Source organism: Methylobacterium mesophilicum SR1.6/6, assembly GCF_000364445.2.
Lineage (GTDB): Bacteria > Pseudomonadota > Alphaproteobacteria > Rhizobiales > Beijerinckiaceae > Methylobacterium > Methylobacterium mesophilicum_A.
This window is the reverse complement of sequence record NZ_CP043538.1, coordinates 3300356-3316970: the sequence shown is the minus strand read 5'-3', so window position 1 is coordinate 3316970 and position 16615 is coordinate 3300356. Positions and strand designations below refer to the sequence as shown.

General features: G+C 67.6%; 17 protein-coding genes. 10 read left to right on the top strand and 7 right to left on the bottom strand.

The window, feature by feature from the left end:
* Positions 1–378 precede the first annotated feature (378 nt).
* The 4 genes from MMSR116_RS15740 to MMSR116_RS15725 are packed head-to-tail and all read left to right on the top strand — an operon-like array spanning position 379 to position 2920.
* On the top strand, positions 379–969 hold the full coding sequence (locus MMSR116_RS15740) for a c-type cytochrome (RefSeq protein ID WP_244625470.1): 591 nt from the start codon (positions 379–381) through the stop codon (positions 967–969).
* A complete protein-coding gene (locus tag MMSR116_RS15735) occupies positions 966–1898 on the top strand; it encodes a c-type cytochrome (RefSeq protein ID WP_106428209.1) in 933 nt (310 codons plus the stop codon). The genes MMSR116_RS15740 and MMSR116_RS15735 overlap by 4 nt, the downstream gene beginning before the upstream one ends.
* Positions 1899–1928: 30 nt before the next feature.
* On the top strand, positions 1929–2699 hold the full coding sequence (locus MMSR116_RS15730) for a hypothetical protein (protein ID WP_010682156.1): 771 nt from the start codon (positions 1929–1931) through the stop codon (positions 2697–2699).
* 8 nt (positions 2700–2707) lie between these two features.
* Entirely contained in the window at positions 2708–2920 is a 213-nt protein-coding gene (locus MMSR116_RS15725) for a hypothetical protein (protein ID WP_010682157.1), read from the top strand.
* Between the two features lie 39 nt (positions 2921–2959).
* On the opposite strand, the gene MMSR116_RS15720 is transcribed toward MMSR116_RS15725, so the two are convergent.
* On the bottom strand, positions 2960–3928 hold the full coding sequence (locus MMSR116_RS15720) for a molybdate ABC transporter substrate-binding protein (RefSeq protein ID WP_010682158.1): 969 nt from the start codon (positions 3926–3928) through the stop codon (positions 2960–2962).
* Between the two features lie 448 nt (positions 3929–4376).
* Here MMSR116_RS15720 and MMSR116_RS15715 point away from each other — a divergent pair, with 448 nt between their 5' ends.
* Positions 4377–4625 carry a hypothetical protein gene (locus MMSR116_RS15715; RefSeq protein ID WP_010682159.1) on the top strand — a complete coding sequence of 83 codons (249 nt, stop codon included), beginning with the start codon at positions 4377–4379 and terminating at the stop codon, positions 4623–4625.
* Here MMSR116_RS15715 and MMSR116_RS15710 read toward each other — a convergent pair whose 3' ends face one another.
* From MMSR116_RS15710 to MMSR116_RS15690, 4 genes are all read right to left on the bottom strand, one after another.
* Positions 4626–5321, bottom strand: coding sequence for a VIT1/CCC1 transporter family protein (locus MMSR116_RS15710; protein WP_010682160.1), 696 nt, complete (start codon positions 5319–5321; stop codon positions 4626–4628). It abuts the gene before it with no gap.
* Between the two features lie 5 nt (positions 5322–5326).
* The gene (locus tag MMSR116_RS15705; RefSeq protein ID WP_010682161.1) at positions 5327–5872 is read right to left on the bottom strand and encodes a cytochrome b; all 546 of its coding nucleotides are present in this window, start codon (positions 5870–5872) and stop codon (positions 5327–5329) included.
* A 367-nt stretch (positions 5873–6239) separates the two neighbouring features.
* Positions 6240–7100 carry a Dps family protein gene (locus MMSR116_RS15700; RefSeq protein ID WP_010682162.1) on the bottom strand — a complete coding sequence of 287 codons (861 nt, stop codon included), beginning with the start codon at positions 7098–7100 and terminating at the stop codon, positions 6240–6242.
* Positions 7101–7690: 590 nt separating this feature from the next.
* Positions 7691–7894 (bottom strand): CsbD family protein, encoded by a 204-nt coding sequence (locus tag MMSR116_RS15690; RefSeq protein ID WP_010682164.1) that lies wholly within the window; start codon positions 7892–7894, stop codon positions 7691–7693.
* 222 nt (positions 7895–8116) lie between these two features.
* Between MMSR116_RS15690 and MMSR116_RS15685 the strand changes: the two genes are divergently transcribed.
* Entirely contained in the window at positions 8117–8398 is a 282-nt protein-coding gene (locus tag MMSR116_RS15685; protein ID WP_244625468.1) for a type II toxin-antitoxin system RelE/ParE family toxin, read from the top strand.
* 18 nt (positions 8399–8416) lie between these two features.
* Positions 8417–9511 carry a HigA family addiction module antitoxin gene (locus MMSR116_RS15680; protein WP_010682166.1) on the top strand — a complete coding sequence of 365 codons (1095 nt, stop codon included), beginning with the start codon at positions 8417–8419 and terminating at the stop codon, positions 9509–9511.
* Between the two features lie 115 nt (positions 9512–9626).
* Here MMSR116_RS15680 and MMSR116_RS15675 read toward each other — a convergent pair whose 3' ends face one another.
* Positions 9627–10913, bottom strand: coding sequence for a Y-family DNA polymerase (locus MMSR116_RS15675; RefSeq protein WP_010682167.1), 1287 nt, complete (start codon positions 10911–10913; stop codon positions 9627–9629).
* Positions 10910–11338: a LexA family protein gene (locus MMSR116_RS15670; protein WP_010682168.1), complete on the bottom strand. Its 429-nt coding sequence runs from the start codon at positions 11336–11338 to the stop codon at positions 10910–10912. The genes MMSR116_RS15675 and MMSR116_RS15670 overlap by 4 nt, the downstream gene beginning before the upstream one ends.
* A gap of 272 nt (positions 11339–11610) precedes the next feature.
* On the opposite strand from MMSR116_RS15670, the gene MMSR116_RS15665 reads away from it, so the two are divergent.
* Genes MMSR116_RS15665 through MMSR116_RS15655 form a run of 3 tightly spaced genes read left to right on the top strand, consistent with a single transcriptional unit; the run spans position 11611 to position 16345 of the window.
* The gene (locus MMSR116_RS15665; RefSeq protein ID WP_010682169.1) at positions 11611–13332 is read left to right on the top strand and encodes an SIR2 family protein; all 1722 of its coding nucleotides are present in this window, start codon (positions 11611–11613) and stop codon (positions 13330–13332) included.
* The gene (locus MMSR116_RS15660) at positions 13329–13907 is read left to right on the top strand and encodes a hypothetical protein (RefSeq protein ID WP_010682170.1); all 579 of its coding nucleotides are present in this window, start codon (positions 13329–13331) and stop codon (positions 13905–13907) included. Before MMSR116_RS15665 ends, MMSR116_RS15660 begins: the two co-directional genes overlap by 4 nt.
* Entirely contained in the window at positions 13904–16345 is a 2442-nt protein-coding gene (locus MMSR116_RS15655; RefSeq protein WP_010682171.1) for an AAA family ATPase, read from the top strand. Before MMSR116_RS15660 ends, MMSR116_RS15655 begins: the two co-directional genes overlap by 4 nt.
* Positions 16346–16615 lie beyond the last annotated feature (270 nt).

Here is a 16615-nt window from a genome sequence, read left to right as displayed (position 1 = left end):
ACTGCCGGTTTGGCGGCTGTAGCGCTCCCGGAGAAAATCGAGCGGAGGTTGGCGCGTTCGACCAGAGGAATGTTCGTGCCGTCGTTCTCGACAGTGCATCCTCCGGCCCGGGATGCCAGCGCACCGCCGCGATGACGTATATTTGTGCTGAGTGTCTATCCATTGTTCGGCGGGGGGCAGCCCCCTTAAGCCTGGCTTAAGCAGGACGGCAAGGATGGCGGCATGCATGCACCGTCGTTCAAAGGTTCTCACCTTGCCTTTTCTGCGCTCGTCGCTGTGCTTCCGATGAATCGCAGATTGGCTCTGGCGGCGAGCAGGAGTGTCCGCATCGCATTCGGCGGACTGTTGATGTGTCTTGCTGTCTGCCCGGTACGAGCCATGGACGGGGGTGAAATCGCCCGGAACGGAACGCAGGCCGGCGTGCCGGCCTGTGCCTCGTGCCACGGGGATGCCGGGGGTGGGAATGCCGAGGGCGGCTTTCCCCGCCTCTCCGGCCTCGCGGAGGGCTACCTCGCGCACGAGCTCGACAGCTTCGCCGACGGCAGCCGGGACAACGAGATGATGGGCCCGGTCGCCCAAGGCATGACGGCGGAGGAGCGGCGGGCGGTGGCTGCCTTCTATGCCGGACTTCGCGCCCCGCCGCCGGATGGGACACCGCCGCCGGACGGCACGGCCTCGGCCCGTGGCCGGGTGCTGGCGCAGACGGGGGAGTGGACGAAAGCGCTGCCCGCTTGCGCACAATGCCACGGCCCGGAAGGGAAGGGAGTGGGCTCGGCCTTCCCGCCGCTGGCCGGCCAACCGGCCGCCTATCTCGCGGCACAGCTCTCCGCCTGGAAAGCCGGGACACGCCGCAACGATCCCCTCGGGCTGATGAAGGGGATCGCCGACCGGCTGAGCGATGGCGACGCCACCGCCGTCGCCGCCTACTACGCCGCTCTCCCTGCGGCGGCGATCGGAGGCGGCCGATGAACCCCATGACGCGCTTCACCGGACGGTCCGCAGCCTGTCTCGCGCTGGCAACGGCGATGGGGAGCCTCGCGGTCCTGACGCCCCTCGGTTCCGTAGGGGCTGAGACAACCGCGCCGCCCTTCGTGCCCCAGCCCGATTCCGCCATCCCCGACGACGACTTCGGCAAGGTCATTCGCCTGGGCGAGCGCATCTTTCGCGACACGGGCGCCGAGGCGAGGGCCTTCGTCGGCAACGATCTGCGCTGCACGAACTGTCATCTCGACCGGGGCCGCCTCGGCCATTCCGCTCCTCTCTGGGCGGCCTATCTCGTCTACCCGGCCTACCGGGCGAAGAACGGACACGTGAATACCTTCGCCGAGCGGCTTCAGGGCTGCTTCCGCTACAGCATGAATGGCAAGGCGCCCCCACTGGGCGATCCCATCCTGGTCGCGCTGGAGACCTATGCCGCCTTTCTCGCCCACGGGGCTCCCGTAGGGGTGAAGCTTCCCGGGCAGGGGTACCCGAAGCTCACCAAGCCCAAGGGCCTCGATCTGGCCCATGGGCAGGAGGTCTACGCCGCGAAATGCGCCCTCTGTCACGGTGGCGACGGTGCCGGGCAGGCGAGCCCGGACGGGACGGTCGTGTTCCCGCCACTGTGGGGGGCCCGCTCCTACAATTGGGGCGCGGGGATGAGTTCGGTCGTCAACGCGGCGGGCTTCATCAAGGCCAACATGCCGCTGAGCCAGGGCAACAGCCTCACCGATGCCGAAGCCTGGGACGTTGCCGCCTATATCGACAGCCGCGAACGTCCCCAGGACCCGCGCTTCACCGGCGATCTCGCGGCGACCCGCAAGGCCCATCACGACAGCCCTTACGATTTCTACGGTCAGGCCGTGGACGGAATGACGCTCGGTGAGGCGGCACCTCCTGCCGGGACCGTGCCGCACTGAACCGCAACTGGCCCCCATGGGAGCACGATCATGACCCTCGAACGCCGCAGCCTGCTCGCCCTCGGCGCCGGTCTCGCCGCTGGCTTGGCGGAGGCGCGCCCCGCCGGGGCAGCCACTACCGCCGACCTACCCGATGGCAGCCGAACCCTCCGGGACCTCACAGATCGCCTGGCGAAAGCCCCGCGTCGGCGGGATTTCAAGACCGTGCCGATGATCCTCGACCGGCCGGATCTCTGGGACCACGAGGCCCTGTCGGAGGTTATCGCCTACAAGGGAGGCCCCCGCCAGGTCTGGGACAACACCGACATTGGCGGGCCGTGGCTGAACCTTATGCGCAACGCCCTGAACAATCAGGTCTGGTCGTTCAACCATCCCGATTTTCTGGCCGCCTCGGCGACCCATGGATCGGCGAATGTCGCCCTTTACGACCAAGCGATGTGGGACAAGTATCAACTCACCAAGCTCGCGGGCGAGGCGTTCAAGACTAACACGCTGATCGTGCCGAAGAAAGCGGCTCAGGCGGAGGCCGAGAACTACCAGGACCCCGCGGGGATGTTCTCACCGGAGAACAACACCATCCCGGCGCTGATGGCCCGGGGCGCTGTATTCCTCTCGTGCCACAACGCGATCTGGGAACAGGCGGCGGCACTCATCCGGCGCGACCTCAACCCGGACAAGCTCTCGCACGAGGCGCTGGCGGCGGAGCTGACGAACCATCTAATTCCGGGCGTCGTCCTGACCCCCGGCGCCGTCGGCACGCTGCCCGAGTTGCAGCAGGCCGGCTTTCATTATGCGAAGTGAGGTCGACAGTGCAGGGTCTGAGTGTCGGATGTCTCGTCGGAATCCTCGTCCTCGGCGCGGTGACGGCGGTCGATGCCGCGGACCGGACGAAACGATCGGCGGAGGCGGCCATTCTGGAAGAGGCCTTCGCCCACGATCTCTGCACCCGTGACGATCGCGCCTTGCGCACGCTCAACCGCGCCCTGTCCCGTAGCCCGAAGGCCTCGCCGGTCCGGCGATGACGCGAACCGGCGGGGCATCACGACGACGGTCCGCGGACTTCAGGGCCGATATTGGCCGAAACCATAGCGGGCGAAAACCGCTCGCGCGTCGTCGCCCATGAGGAAGTCCAGCCAGAGTTTCGCCTCAGCCGGATGCGCGGCGTCCTTCACGACCGCTCCGGCATAGATGCCGGTGGCGTTCTGCTCGTCCGGAATATCGATGCGCTCGGTCGGCAGTCCAACCTGCTCTTGGAACAAGGTTTCCGAACGCCACGTGACGCCGGCTTGTGCGCGTCCCTGCATCAGCCAGACCGGCGTCTGCCGATGGTGCATCCGCGTCAGAAGCGTCGTCCCGTCGGCGACTTTCGTCTCGTAGACAGCCTTGACCAAGTCATCGCCCCCCGCCTTGGCCAGGGAGGCCTTGATCTGGCGGGCGACGCCTTCGAATTCCGGATTGGGCATGGCGAGGGTCAGTCCCGGACGCGCAAGATCAGCCAAGCTTCTGATGCCCGCCGGGTTGCCCTTAGGCACCATGATCGCAAGCTGGTTGGTCGCGTAGATCGTCGGTGGGCCGAGGAGATCGCCTGCCTCGATGAGCCGGTTGACCGCCATGAGGCCCGAAAAATACGCATCGGGCTTTGCCGTCCAAGTCATGTTGCCGACGGTGATGCGCCCGCCGGCCTTCATCTGTCGGACGAGCAGACCTGGCGGAATGGTCTCGTAGTAGATCTGGCCCTTGAGCTCAGGGTGCTTCGCCTCAAAGGCCGCCACCAGCGGCGCCATGGCGAAGAAGTAGTTGCCGCCCACATAGAGTACGAGGCGCGCGTTGGTCAGATCGCCGTGGAAGTCGGCGAGGTTGTCGGCTTCCTTAACCGTGAATTCCAGTCCCTTATCAGCGGAAGGGTTGTTGCCGCCATTCTGCCACGGTGGAAAGCGGTCCACTGGCAACTCGGTCGCGTGGCCTGAGTAAGTCTGGGCTCCCAAAATGCAAAATCCCAATGCAAGGCTGAGCCATCTCATTCGAGGCATTAGAGTTATCTCCCTTGGAACGCCGCACTCGGACAGCCCAATTAACGTTGAGACTTAAGCCAAGCTTAAGATCGTAGGGTGAGTTGTTTGGTCGACTTCCCACCGCAGTCCAGTCTCGAAGCCGGGGAAGGGCCTAAAGCCCGAGAATTTGCATATTGCAGGTCAGCAGGAGCTTTGCTTCTGTGCGGGCATCGTCATTCTGCCTCGCTCAGCCCTGGCGTTTTGAGCCTCGCCAAGTATCGAAACTCTGAAGCGACGTCCCCGAAGTGCTCGATCTCGCCTTATGCGTTGCCAATCACTATCAGTCCGGTCGCCTGTGACTTAAGAGCGCCACGTCTCCCTTGGTCGAATCAGCCTGCCTTAATCAGTTGATGCCTGCCGCGTGCTCCCTCAATCTCGGCTGGCCGAAAAGTATTCACCGCGACGAAACCATTGGGATTGGATGATCATGATCCGTACGACGTTCGCCATGCTTGCTATGGTGACGGGACTTTCCGCTGCTTTCGCCCAACAACCCGCCGCGTCGCCGGACGCGTCGGCATCCTTCGTGGAGCCGACGGATGCGGCCCACCGGCATTGCTCGGGCTCCTGCCTCAAGACCGGTGCCCTGCAGTGGTTCTGCCGGCCCGAGCAGACCTGTTCGCTCGATTGCGCGACCGCCCCACCGAAGATGCACTGCCACGACCCGAAGCCGTGATCAGACGGCCTTGCCGACCAGGCTACCGATGCCCGCCGTGACGGCCATGGCCAGCACGCCCCAGAAGGTCACCCGCGCCGTGGCCCGGGCGACGGGGGCGCCGCCCGCTTTGGCGCCGAGCGCTCCGAGCACCGCCAGGAACACCAACGAGGCCCCCGACACCGTGTAGACCGCAAGATTGCCGGGCGAGAGCGCCGCCGTCGCCAGGGGCAGCGCCGCGCCGGCCGAGAAGGTCGCCGCCGAGGTCAGCGCCGCCTGGACCGGACGCGCGGTCGTGACCTCCGACATGCCGAGTTCGTCCCGGGCGTGCGCACCGAGCGCGTCCTTCGCCATCAGCTGCTCGGCGACCTGCAGGGCGAGGGCATGGTTGAGGCCGCGGTCGACGTAGATCCGCGCCAGTTCCTCCCGCTCGGAGGCAGGGTCGTCGGCGAGTTCCTGGCGCTCGCGGGCGAGGTCGGCCTGCTCGGTGTCCGCCTGGGAACTCACCGAGACGTACTCGCCGGCCGCCATCGACATGGCACCCGCCACGAGGCCGGCGCTGCCGGCGACGAGGATCTCGCTGGTCTGGGCGGCCGAGGCCGCCACGCCGACGATCAGGCTGGCCGTGGAGACGAGGCCGTCGTTGGCGCCGAGCACGGCGGCGCGAAGCCAGCCGACGCGGTCGATGAGGTGACGCTCGCGGTGGACGGGTCGCATGGTCGTCAAGTTCTCCGGGGCAGCATGCGGCGCAAGACGGCGTCGTGCCAGAGGTAGTGGTGCACGAGCGCGGCGACCGCGTGGAACAGGGCCAACGCCATCAGAATGTTGGCGGCGAGCCCGTGCCAGTGTGTGAGCGACCGCCGCCACTCCGGGTCTCCGAGTTGCGGCAGGCTGACCGGGCCGAGCGAGACGCCGCGGACGAAGGCGTTGGCGATGCCGAGGCCTACGATGACCAACAGCAGAACGTAGAGCGCGGCGTGGGTCGCCTTGGCGAGGCGGTGAAGCGGACCGGCATCCTCCACCGGCAGGTGGCGGCCTTCGGCCCGCCGCCAGACGAGGAAGGCGACGACCAGGCCGGTGAGGACGAAGCCGAGGTCGAAGTGGGCCGACCAGATGCCGGAGCGCAGGGTCCCTTTGGGGATGAGGTCTTCGAGGAAGGTCCCGATCAGCCACAGGCCGAGCACGAGCACGGCTGTCAGCCAGTGCAGCGCGATGGTGCCGCCGTCGTACCGCTCCGTCGCGCGCATCGTTTCTCGGGGTGCCGTCATGATCGAGGTCCTGCCTACGTCGGTGATGCCGCCGGGGGATGACCGTCGCCGACGACCGGACCCGCCGGGGCGATGGCCCGCCTACCTTTGGCGCTGATGAACCAGAGCCCCTCGGAGTCCCGGCTCGACAGCCTCAGCCGGATCAGTCCTCGCTCCCGCAGGGACCGGACGGTGCGCATCTCCCACGGCTTGGGCGAGACGAGCAGCCCCTCCCTATCGAGCCGGAGAAGCATGGCCCGCTGGCCGGGCGTGAGGGGTGGCTGAGTCGCTGTCCGATCCCGCTGATCAATCGCTTGTTTGGAATTGATATAAACTGCTTCAAGGTCAAGCGAAGACCCCGCGCCTCGCAGCACGGGGTCGGATCTCGTCAGGGCTTGGAGGGCGCCAGGGCCGGGGCCTGCTGGCCCTGCAGGTCGACCGGCTTGTTGTCGTTGAGGTCCCAGCCGGTGTTCGGGTCGGTGTGCGTCCGCTGGAGCTGGGCGCGCATCTGCCACTGGTACTTGGCGATCCCGTGCTCGACCTCTTGCAGCAGGTTCGAGGTAGTCGGGTCGACGTCTTCGGTCGTCTTAATGGCCGCGTGCACCTCCTCGCCGACGCGCTTGTAGGCGTTGGTGAACCACACGAGGATCTGAGCGTCGTCGAGGAATCCGCCGGGGATCTCCGGGACGCCCGAGGTCTTCACGATGGTGTTCGCCCGCCCGTCCGCCGAGACGCCGACGGCGAGCAGCCGCTCGGCGATGGTGTCGGCGTACTTCGACAGCCCCTCGTAGTGCTCCTGCAGCAGCAGGTGCAGGGGGTAGTACAGCGTACCGGACGCGTTCCAGTGGGCCTGCTTGGTCTGCAACTGGAGTTGCTGCAACTCGGTCAGGGTCTGCTGCAGTGCTGCGACGTCCTTCTTCATGCCGTCCTCGCCGGCGCCGAGGTCGATCACCGGCTGGCGGCTGACCTCGTTCGTCGGGAAGGCCCCGAGGGGCTGACGGCTCGTCACCTGGGTCTGCGAGGACTGGCGCGCGCCGTCGGTCTTCGTGCCGGATGGCTGGGAAGCCGCGGGCGGCGTGGCGGTTGGCTCCTGCGCGACCTGCATGCGAGCGAAGATTTGGGTCGCTGACGGGGCGGCCGCCGTCGCGGGGATTGTGGCGGCCGGGGCGGCCTCGCGGGCCAGGGCCGGGGAAAGCGCCGTCGAGGCCAGCAGGAGCGTGGCCGCAAGGGCGTGGATCGGACGGGTCATCGAAAGCCTTTGGAACAGGGTGGCCCAGCACGCCTTCGGGCGATGAGCTCAATCAGGGACAAACGGGGCACCCCGCCCGTTCCTGAATGAACCCGAATTTACGAACCGGGGATTCCCGCCCCGCTTGCGGCCGAGGGCGGTCTCGGGCACCTCCTGCGGCAGTATCGGATCCGTTTTCGAAGGCCGTTCGTTGCTCGGCCGCATCGTCAGGCGCGCTGCCGCGCGGCTTCTTGGGAGGGTGCGAACCGGTGATGTCCACGCGGCGCTACGAGGTGCGGCTGGCCACCCGCGACGGACGCCGTGTCCTATCGGCAAGCGCGGAGCGCGAGGTCGCGCTCATGGCCGAGTCGGTGATGAGGCGCTACGGCGACGAAATCCTCGACGTGGGCTTCTCAGTCGCGGCCCCCGACCCGGCGGCAGCCGGCGGATCGCCCTCTACCTCTCGACGCTGGTCCACGAACTCGACCCGGCCTGAAGCCGGCTCTCCTGCCTCGGGGGGAACGCCCCGCTATGGCGCCACCGCGTAAATCTATTGCTGCCGTGCGTTATAGTGAAAGCCCGGGGACGGTCGCGTCCCCGGGCCGCCCGGCTCAGGCCTTGCCGGTGACCTTGTCGGCGACGTGCTTGGCGCCGTCCTTGACGTCCCCGGTCGCCTTCTGCGCACCGCCCTTGAGTTCCTGGGCGTGGCCCTCTGCCTTCAGCTTGTCGTTGCCGGTCGCGTTGCCGATGCCCTGCTTCACGTTGCCGACGGCCTCGTTGGCCAAGCCCTTGATCTTGTCGGTGGTGCTGCTCATCGCGGTTCTCCGTCGCGGCCGGATCGGTCAGTCCTGTTCGTCGCGGTTGAGGCGGAGGGGGTAACCACTCCGGCGCCGCGAAAGGACTCGTCCCGCGGCTGCGACCGTGTTACCTCTTGGGTAACGCGGCGCGGAGTATTACCTTGCGGGTAACGGAATGGTGCGATGAAGATCCGCTTCCGGTCTAGGCGCCTGGAGAAGGACCTGTCGGACGCGAAGCCCATGGCGAAGGCCTACGGCGACAGGGCGAAACCGATCCGGAGGCGGCTGGACGTCCTGAGGCTGGCGGCCTGCCTCTCGGACGTTCCGACGGGGCCACCCGACCACAGGCATCAACTCGGCAATAACCGGAACGGCCAACTCTCGGTCACGATCAAGGACAACTGGCGTATCGTGTTCTTGCCCGATCACGACCCGGTCCCGAGGTTGCCCGACGGCGGCCTCGACACCGGTCAGGTCACGGCGGTCGAGATCATCGAAATCGTCGACTACCACGGCAACTGAACGACGGGGATCCAGGGGATGACAACGCAGGAAAACTGGGCGCCGCAATGGGCGACCCATCCCGGCGAACACCTCGAAGAGTACATCCAGGAGCGCGGCTGGTCGCAGGCCGAGTTCGCGCGCATCGCCGACATGACGCCCAAGCTGGTCAGCACGATCATCAACGGCTCCAATCCGGTGACGCCCGAGACCGCGATCAAGCTGGAGCACGTGCTCGGCCTCAAGGCCTACATCTGGACGGGTCTCCAGGCGAATTGGGACCTGTTCCAGGCCCGGGAGCGGGAGCGGGAGGCGGCCGCGCGCGAGGCCGAATGGCTTAAGGGCTTTCCGGTCAGGGAGCTGAAGGCGTGCGGACGGATCCCCCAGACCACCGATCCCGGCGGGATCATGGACGGCCTGCTGGGCCTCCTCGGGATCGGGACGCCGCACGCCTACGAGGCGAAGCTCGGCTCCCTGGCCGTGTGCCACCGCAGGGCGAAGGCCGGGACGACCTCGCCCCACCACATGCTCTGTTGGCTGATGCTGGGCGAGGAGCAGGCGCGGCGCCTTAGCCTGCCGGCCTACGACCCGGACCGGTTCGTCGAGGGCTGTCATGAGATCCGCGCGCTCACCGTGGAACGGCCGGAGACCTTCGAGCCGCGCATGAAGCAGCTATGCCACGCCGCCGGCGTGGCCCTAGTGTTCCAGAAGCCCCTCAGCAAGACCTGTGTTTTCGGCTCGGCGCGGTGGATGAACGACGAGCGCCCGCTCATCCAGATGTCGCTGCGCATGAAGAGCAATGACCACTTCTGGTGGACCTTCTTCCACGAGGCGGCGCACATCGTGCTGCACCGGGGCAGGAACTTCGCCGACGACCAGAACGGCGAGGGCGACCATGTCGAGGCCGAGGCGGATGCCTGGGCCGAGGAGGTGCTGGTCGGGCGCGAGCGGATCGGCGCCTTCGCGACCACCTGCCCGGGGACCAAGCAGGACATCGTCGCCTTCGCCGGCGAGGTCGGCCTCCATCCCGGCATTGTGGTCGGCATGCTGCAGCACCGCCGAATCGTGCCTTTCAGCCACCTGAACGACCTAAAGGTCCGCTTCGCTTGGGCCGACGAGGTCGCCACGGCCTGAGGGCGGCCTGGCATCATCGGACGACGGCGGCTGAAATGGTGTCGCGGTGGCGTCGGAGCGCGCGACATCGCGCTGGAAGCGCCGTGCACGGGCGAGACGGCCCTGTGCAGGGGGCTCAGGCCGCCACGACGGGGATCTCGTCCAGGCGGGTCGTGTAGCGCGGCGAGCGCATCTCGAACTTCGTCGACCATTTTCGCGACGGCGCGAACCCAGCCGCGGCAGGGACCACCGCCCCGCGCCCGAAGCGCCGGTTGCAGGCGTCGAGTGCCGCCATCAGGGCCGCTCCCTGCTCGCGGTCGAGCTGCCCAAGCCCCGGCATCGCGCGCTGCGAGGCGTGGAGCGGCAGGAGGTCCGTCGTGACCACGCCGGCCTTGGAGTAGCGGAAACCGTCCCGCCAGGTCCTCCGCACGCCGTGCAGGGCGGCCTTCAACAGCACCAGGGTGTCGTTCGACGATTCCGGCAGGGTCACCACCGTCGAGACCGATCGCTGCGGCCGGGTCCGGTCGTGCTCCGAGGTGTGGAAGAAGACCGTGACGTGGTCGGTCCCCAGCCCCTCCCGGCGGAGCTTCTCCCCGAGCCGGGTCGCGTGCGTGGCGACCGCCTGCTCCATCGTCGCGCGGTCCTCGACCCGGTCGGAGAAGCTCCGGGTGACGGCGCAGCCCTTCCGGGTCGCGGCGACCTCTTCCAGGTCGAGGCAGGCCACCCCGCGCAGCTCCTGCACGAGGCGCTCGCCCACCACCGTCATGGCTTTGCGCACGAGGCGCGTGTCGAGGTCGCGGACGTCGGCGGCGCTCTCGCAGCCGAGCGCCCCCAGCTTGCGCGCGTTCGCCGGCCCGACGCCCCAGATGTCCTCGGGCGGGATCCGGGCCATCCAGTGGTCGTAGGCGGCAGGGTCGGTCAGGTCGCAGACCCCGCCGAGCTCCGGGTTCTTCTTGGCGACGTGGTTGGCGAGCTTGGCCAGCGTCTTGGTCGGGCCGATGCCGACGCAGGTCGGGATCCCCGTCCAGGCCCGCACCGTCTCGCGCATGTCGCGGGCGAGCGTCACCCGGTCGGCGACCCGCACGTCCGAGATGTCCAAGAAACTCTCGTCGATCGAGTAGATCTCGATGCGCGGGGAGAAGTCCCGGTACACCGCGTTCACCCGGGCCGACATGTCGCCGTAGAGGGCGTAGTTCGACGAGTAGACCCGCACGCCCTTGGCCTTGCACAGGTCGCGGATCTTGAACCACGGGTCGCCCATGCCGATCCCCAGGACCTTGGCCTCGGCGGTCCGGGCGATCGCGCAGCCGTCGTTGTTCGACAGCACGATCACCGGCACCCGCGCGAGCCGGACGTCGAAGACCCGCTCGCAGCTGCAGTAGAACGAGTTGCCGTCCGAGAGCGCGTAGGCCAGGTCGCTCACTCGCTCCGGCGCCTCGGGTTCACCGAGCCGGAGACTACGCCCCAGACCTCGATCACGGCGTCCGGTGAGAGCTGGAACTCCGGGAAGCGTGGGTTGGCGAAATGTAGGGTCACCCGGGGGCCCTGACGGCGCCAGACCTTGAACGAGCGCTCCCCGTCGACGTCGACCACCACCACGTCGCCGTTGCGCGGCTTGAGCGAGCGGTCGACCACCGCGATGTCGCCGTCGTAAAGCTTCGCCAGAAGCATGCTGTCGCCGGCGACCCGCACCAGGAAGGTCGCCGGGCGGTTGGCGATCAGCAGCCTCTGCAGGTCAATCTCGTCCTCGATGAAGTTGTCGGCCGGGCTCGGGAAGCCGGCCCTGACCGACCTTGCGAGGATCGGAATGGGTGTGGGCAGTCCGATCGTGACGTTAAGGACCTGCATGCGCTCGCTCCGAATCTTGCGGAACGAAAGATGAACATGCATGATGGGTTCGCGCCAAGTGGCGGGCGCGTTCAGTCGAAGGATCCTTCGTCGAGGCGCAGCTTGGGTGTGGACGGGTGTGGATAACTTTCTGGCATAGTTCCGCGACGATCGGCGGGGTCGGGTGACGTCGTCGACGGGGATGCGTGCCTTCAATCGCGATGGGCCGAGTTGTACGATATCCGATGCGCGGCTGCGGCCCGTGCCAACGAGACAAATTTCTGAGGAGTACGATGCCGCCACCGCCGGCTGCGACGATCACGATCCGCGAGACGCTGGCTATGCTCGACGGACCGAAACGAGCGATCGCCGAGGGCGTCGCGAACGATCGGTACGTCCTCTGGCTCGGCTCTGGCATCTCCCGGGAACGCATGCCGGACCTAAAGGACTTGGCGAAGAACGTCCTGCGGACGCTGCAGGTTCGCATCGACCAGGCTGACCCGGCATGCCGCTACCGGCGAGCCCTGAACGAGGTCCTGGAGAGGGCGATGCCGAGCGCCGAGGAGTGGGCCGCGGTCGATTACGGGCAGTCCGTCGATCTCTGGCCCATGCTCGACGTGCTGGCGGGACGGCTGGTGAGCAACTACGCCCGCATGCTCAACGTCACGGTCGATGGCGAGGAACCCGACTTCCTTTTGTGGGACGTCCTTGACGCGGCGAGAACCTACTCGGATCCCGCGATCCAGCCCGACGCCGAGCATCTCTGCCTTGCGGCTCTCGCGATCGAGGGCGTGGCGTCCGAGATGCCCACCGCGAATTGGGACCCCCTCGTGGAACGCGCCGTCGCAATCCTCGCCGGAGACCGCCCCGTGCTGCGTGTGGCCGTGGCGCCCGAGGATACCAGGCGGCACCGGAGACGGGCCAACCTCTACAAGTTCCACGGTTGCGCGGAAGCCGCCCGCTCCGATCCCGACAGATACCGCAGGCTCCTCGTGTCGCGGTATAACCAGATCAATGGCTGGGCCGCCAACAACCCGGTGATGGCGGGCGAGCTCATCCACCTCATCCTCACGAAGCCGACGCTCATGCTCGGCCTGTCGGTGCAGGATTCCAACATCCAGGCGTTGTTCGCGGCGGCTCAAGCGCGGATGCCGTGGCGCTGGCCGACGGAGCCGCCTTCGGATCCCCCTGCCTACGCCTTCGCGGAGAACGCGCTCGGCGGAGACCAGGAGAGCCTGCTTCAAAACGTCTACAAGGATGACCATACGCCCGCCACCCGGAACCCCATCAAGGCAGAGGCCCTGGTCCAGGCCTATGCCAAGCCGCTCCTGCTGGCGCTGTGGCTCTACGTGGTGACGGCCAAGCTTCGACTGCTCGTCGATCATGGCTTTCCGGGACTGTCGCCGGCAGACCGCGAAAAGCTTCGCGAGGGGCTGGGCCACGCCCGCGACTTCGTCGCCGACGGCCTGGTCCCGACCCCCGAGGTCGTCCTCGAACTGCTCGAATCTTTCGGTCGGCTGATGGCGATGTTCCGGCAAGGGGGCCTGCCGGCTGCCGCGGAAGGCGTCTACAGCCCGATCTCCGCAGATCCGCTCCATGCGATGCCGGCCGATCCTTCGTTGAACGGATGCGGCATCATCCAATTCGCCCTCGCCGCCGGCCTGATCGGGCTGGGGCTGCAACGCGCGCATTGGTCCGCCGGCAAGGCGCCCGCGGCGGATCCGGCGCCCGGCGCTTTCGTCCTCACGGGACGAAGCGGTCCGGCCAAGGTCTACTTCGCCGCAACCCCGCAGGCCGCCATCCTCTTGGGCGTCAACGGCCTCGTCGCCGACAACGACGACGCCGTCATCGTCCACAGCCAGATGAACCCGCCCGCCATGCAGCGTTCGCCGCGTCGCCCGCCCGGCCGCACGGGCTTGGCCGTGATGAGGGAGGTCAGCGTGCCTGACCTGCTCGCCGACGGTGCGGAGGTCGAGGACCTGTTGGACCGGTTCCGCGTGGCGGTGGCCCTATGACCATGCTCCCAGCCGAGAGGGTCGCCGGCGTCCTGCTGGAAGCGGGGTACCGAAGATTGGACCTGCCTCTACAGATCGCGGGGCTCTCGTTCGACGTAGCCGGCGCGTTCGTCGGCGTGGGTCATGTCGCCGACCTCGTGGTCATCGGCGACACGGGGACCGATACCGAACGGAAAGTCGTGCAGCAGATCGAGGGCATCTCCCGTGCCCTCGACGTGATGCGGTCGCAACGCCCGCTCACGTCCGTCATCCTGGGACCGAGACCCGTCGGCAAGGCGCTCGACGCCATCGCGCAGGTCAGCCGGATCCTCGCCGTCGGGGAAGCCGACGATCCCGTCGGGCTCCGGGACGGTCTGGCGATCCTGCTTCCCCTGAAGCTGCCCGCCCCCCGGTCTGCGGATCGCGATCTCGGTGCCGGCGAGCATCTCGTCCTGCCTGATGTCGCGATCGCCTCAGACCTGTACGAGGCCTCGGCGCTCGGCGAGGACGCCGTGCGGGCGTGTCTTCACGATGCCCTCAACGCGATCTTCGAGCCCGAGCCCGAGCCCGAGAAAGACGGGAGTATGGTCGGATGACCTGGCTGAAGTCCCTTCACGTCGAGAACTTCCGTAGCATCGCCGGCGATGCCGACGTCTCGCTGGATGCGCCGATCGTCCTGATCCACGGACCGAACGGCGCCGGCAAGACGAGCCTGCTGTCGGCCATCGAGCTGGCGCTCACCGGTGACGTACCTTCGCTGTCCCGTGCCGAGCCTGGGTATCACGCCTATCTGCCCCACCGCGGCCGGGAATTGGGACGGGTGCGCCTCGACGTGGTCGGTCCGGACGGAAAGCCCCGCATCGGCGACATCAAGGTCACTGCCGGTGGGGTGGTTGGCAAGCATATCCTTGACGCGGCGGACGCCGCCTTCTTCAGCGAACGAAGCTATCTGGCGCAGTCGACGCTCGGACGCCTGCTAGAGATCTATCAGCACTCCGGAAAGAAGTCGCAGTCCCCCCTCACGCGCTTCGTCAAGGAGCTGCTCGGGCTGGATCGCATGGAGGCGCTCATCAACGGCCTCGGCACCGCCGGCCACATCTCCCGCCTCAAGGGACCGGTCCCGGCCTACGGCAAGGTGAGGGAGGAGATCCCGCTGCAGGAGAAGGCGCTCGGCGATATCGATCGTGAGGCTCAAGAAGCCGCGGCGAAGCTCTCGACGCTTCGAGGCTTGCTGAGCGAGCGCATATCGCAGGTCGGTGGGCAGCCCGTGGAGACGCCACTCGGCGAAGATCCCGCGGTCCTTCGCGACCTGGGCCGGTCCTTGGCGCTCGACGCAGAGGAGGCGGCGCTGACCGATCTCGTCCGCGCGAGACGTGAGGTCGAGGCTTCCGAGGCGGTCTGGAAAAAGGCGAGCGCCGCCCCCGGGATCGCCGAACGGGAGAGGCTGGAGGCTGAGGGACAGCGCGCGCGGGTGGTGTTCGACGCCTGGACAAAGCGGGACGGCAACCACGTCGAGGGTCTGCTCGGTCGCGCCGGAACGCTGTTTGCGGACTTCGCCCTGTCGAGGGAGAGCGGCTACGGCGAGCGCGCCCGATCGTTCGCCGCGCGGGTCGAGACCGACCTCAAACGCGTCGAAGCCGTACTGGCCGCACACGACGCGGGCCAAAAACGCCGGGACGCCATCACGCAGGAACTCCGGGAGGTGCGCACGCGCATCGGTCGAATGGACCTCCAGGTCAACGAGGCAGCCGGGACGAACGAGGCCTATGCCAAGGCGCTCTCCGAACTTGCCGTCCACATTCACGGCGACACCTGTCCCGTCTGCGACAGGGACTTTGGGGGCAGCGAAGGCATGTCGCTCGCCGTGCATGTCTCGGCGAAGATCAGCCGCTTGGTGGAGCAGGCTGGACGCCTCCAGGCGCTCGCAAGGGATCGCGGGAACTCCGCCGCCGCCGCCGCACAGCTCGAACGTCAGCTGGCCACGGTCCAGACCCAGCTACTGCCGGAGCCCGACCTGAGCCTGACGAAGGCCCGGGCTGCCGATCTCGTGGAAGTGTCGCGCCAGCTCGCGGCTGTGATGCCGGCGATGGAGGAAGGCGATCGCCTCCGCGGCCAGGTCGCGCGTGTCGCCGGGTCCCTGGCCGCAATGCGCGATGCCGAACAGGTCGGGCTCACGCTCCGGGAAAAGCTGACCGGCCTTTGGCTGCGTCTGGGCGGGGACCCCTTCGAGGAGGTGCCGACGACAGAACTCCTCCCCCGGCTGAGAACCCTGATCGAGGGGCGAGAGGCCGAGCTCGGGGAACGCCAGCGGGCGCGCAGACTCGCGGCGGACACGGTGGCGTCCCTCGTCGCCCTGACGCGCGAGGTCGCCGATCGGAAAGTTCGGCGTCAGGAGGTCGAGAAGACGCTTCTGGCGATGCGGCGAAAGAAGGAAGACGCCGACAAGCTCATCGAGCTTGCCAAGGATCTCGTCCGGCAGACACGCGAGGCGAGGGGGAGCGTCGTCCGGAACGTGTTCAACGACGAGCTCAACGCGATCTGGCGGGACCTTTTCGTCCGTCTCGCGCCCGAGGAGCCGTTCATCCCGGCCTTCGCCATACCGGACGGTGCCGGGTCGGAGATCGAGGCCGTCCTGGAGACGCACCACCGCCGGGGGGGCAGAGGCGGCACCCCTCAGGCGATGCTGAGCGCCGGTAACCTAAACACCGCCGCCCTGACGCTATTCCTGTCCCTACACCTGTCGGTGGAGCCGAGGCTGCCGTGCCTGGTGATCGACGATCCCGTCCAGAGCATGGACGAGGTGCACATCGCCCAGTTCGCCGCTCTGCTCAGGACCTTCTCCAAGCAGATGGAGCGCCAGGTCGTCATCGCCGTCCATGAGCGGTCACTCTTCGACTACTTGGCCCTCGAACTGAGCCCGGCCTTCGAAGGGGATCGCCTCAACATCATCGAACTCGGACGCAACGCCGTCGGCGAGACCACTTGCCGTTGGGACGCAAAGACGTTCGTCGAGGACAAGGCGATCGCGGCCTGACAGGCTTGGGGGCGTTCGCCGGACCGGCCTCGCATCCCTGGGTCTGTCGGTGGCATGCGCTGGCGACGGTGGGGCGTTCGTGCCTGGGCCGCTATGCCCGACCGCAGTCTCGGCGGAGATCAAGCCATCCTCGTGCCGCGCCAGCCGCTCCCGCAAGCGCGCCATCTCCGCCTCGGCCACGTTGAGCTGCTCCAGCGCCTAGTCCATGATCTTAAGCGCCGCCCGCCGGTCGGCATTCAGCCGCTCGCGCTTATCGACCAGCTCCGTCGC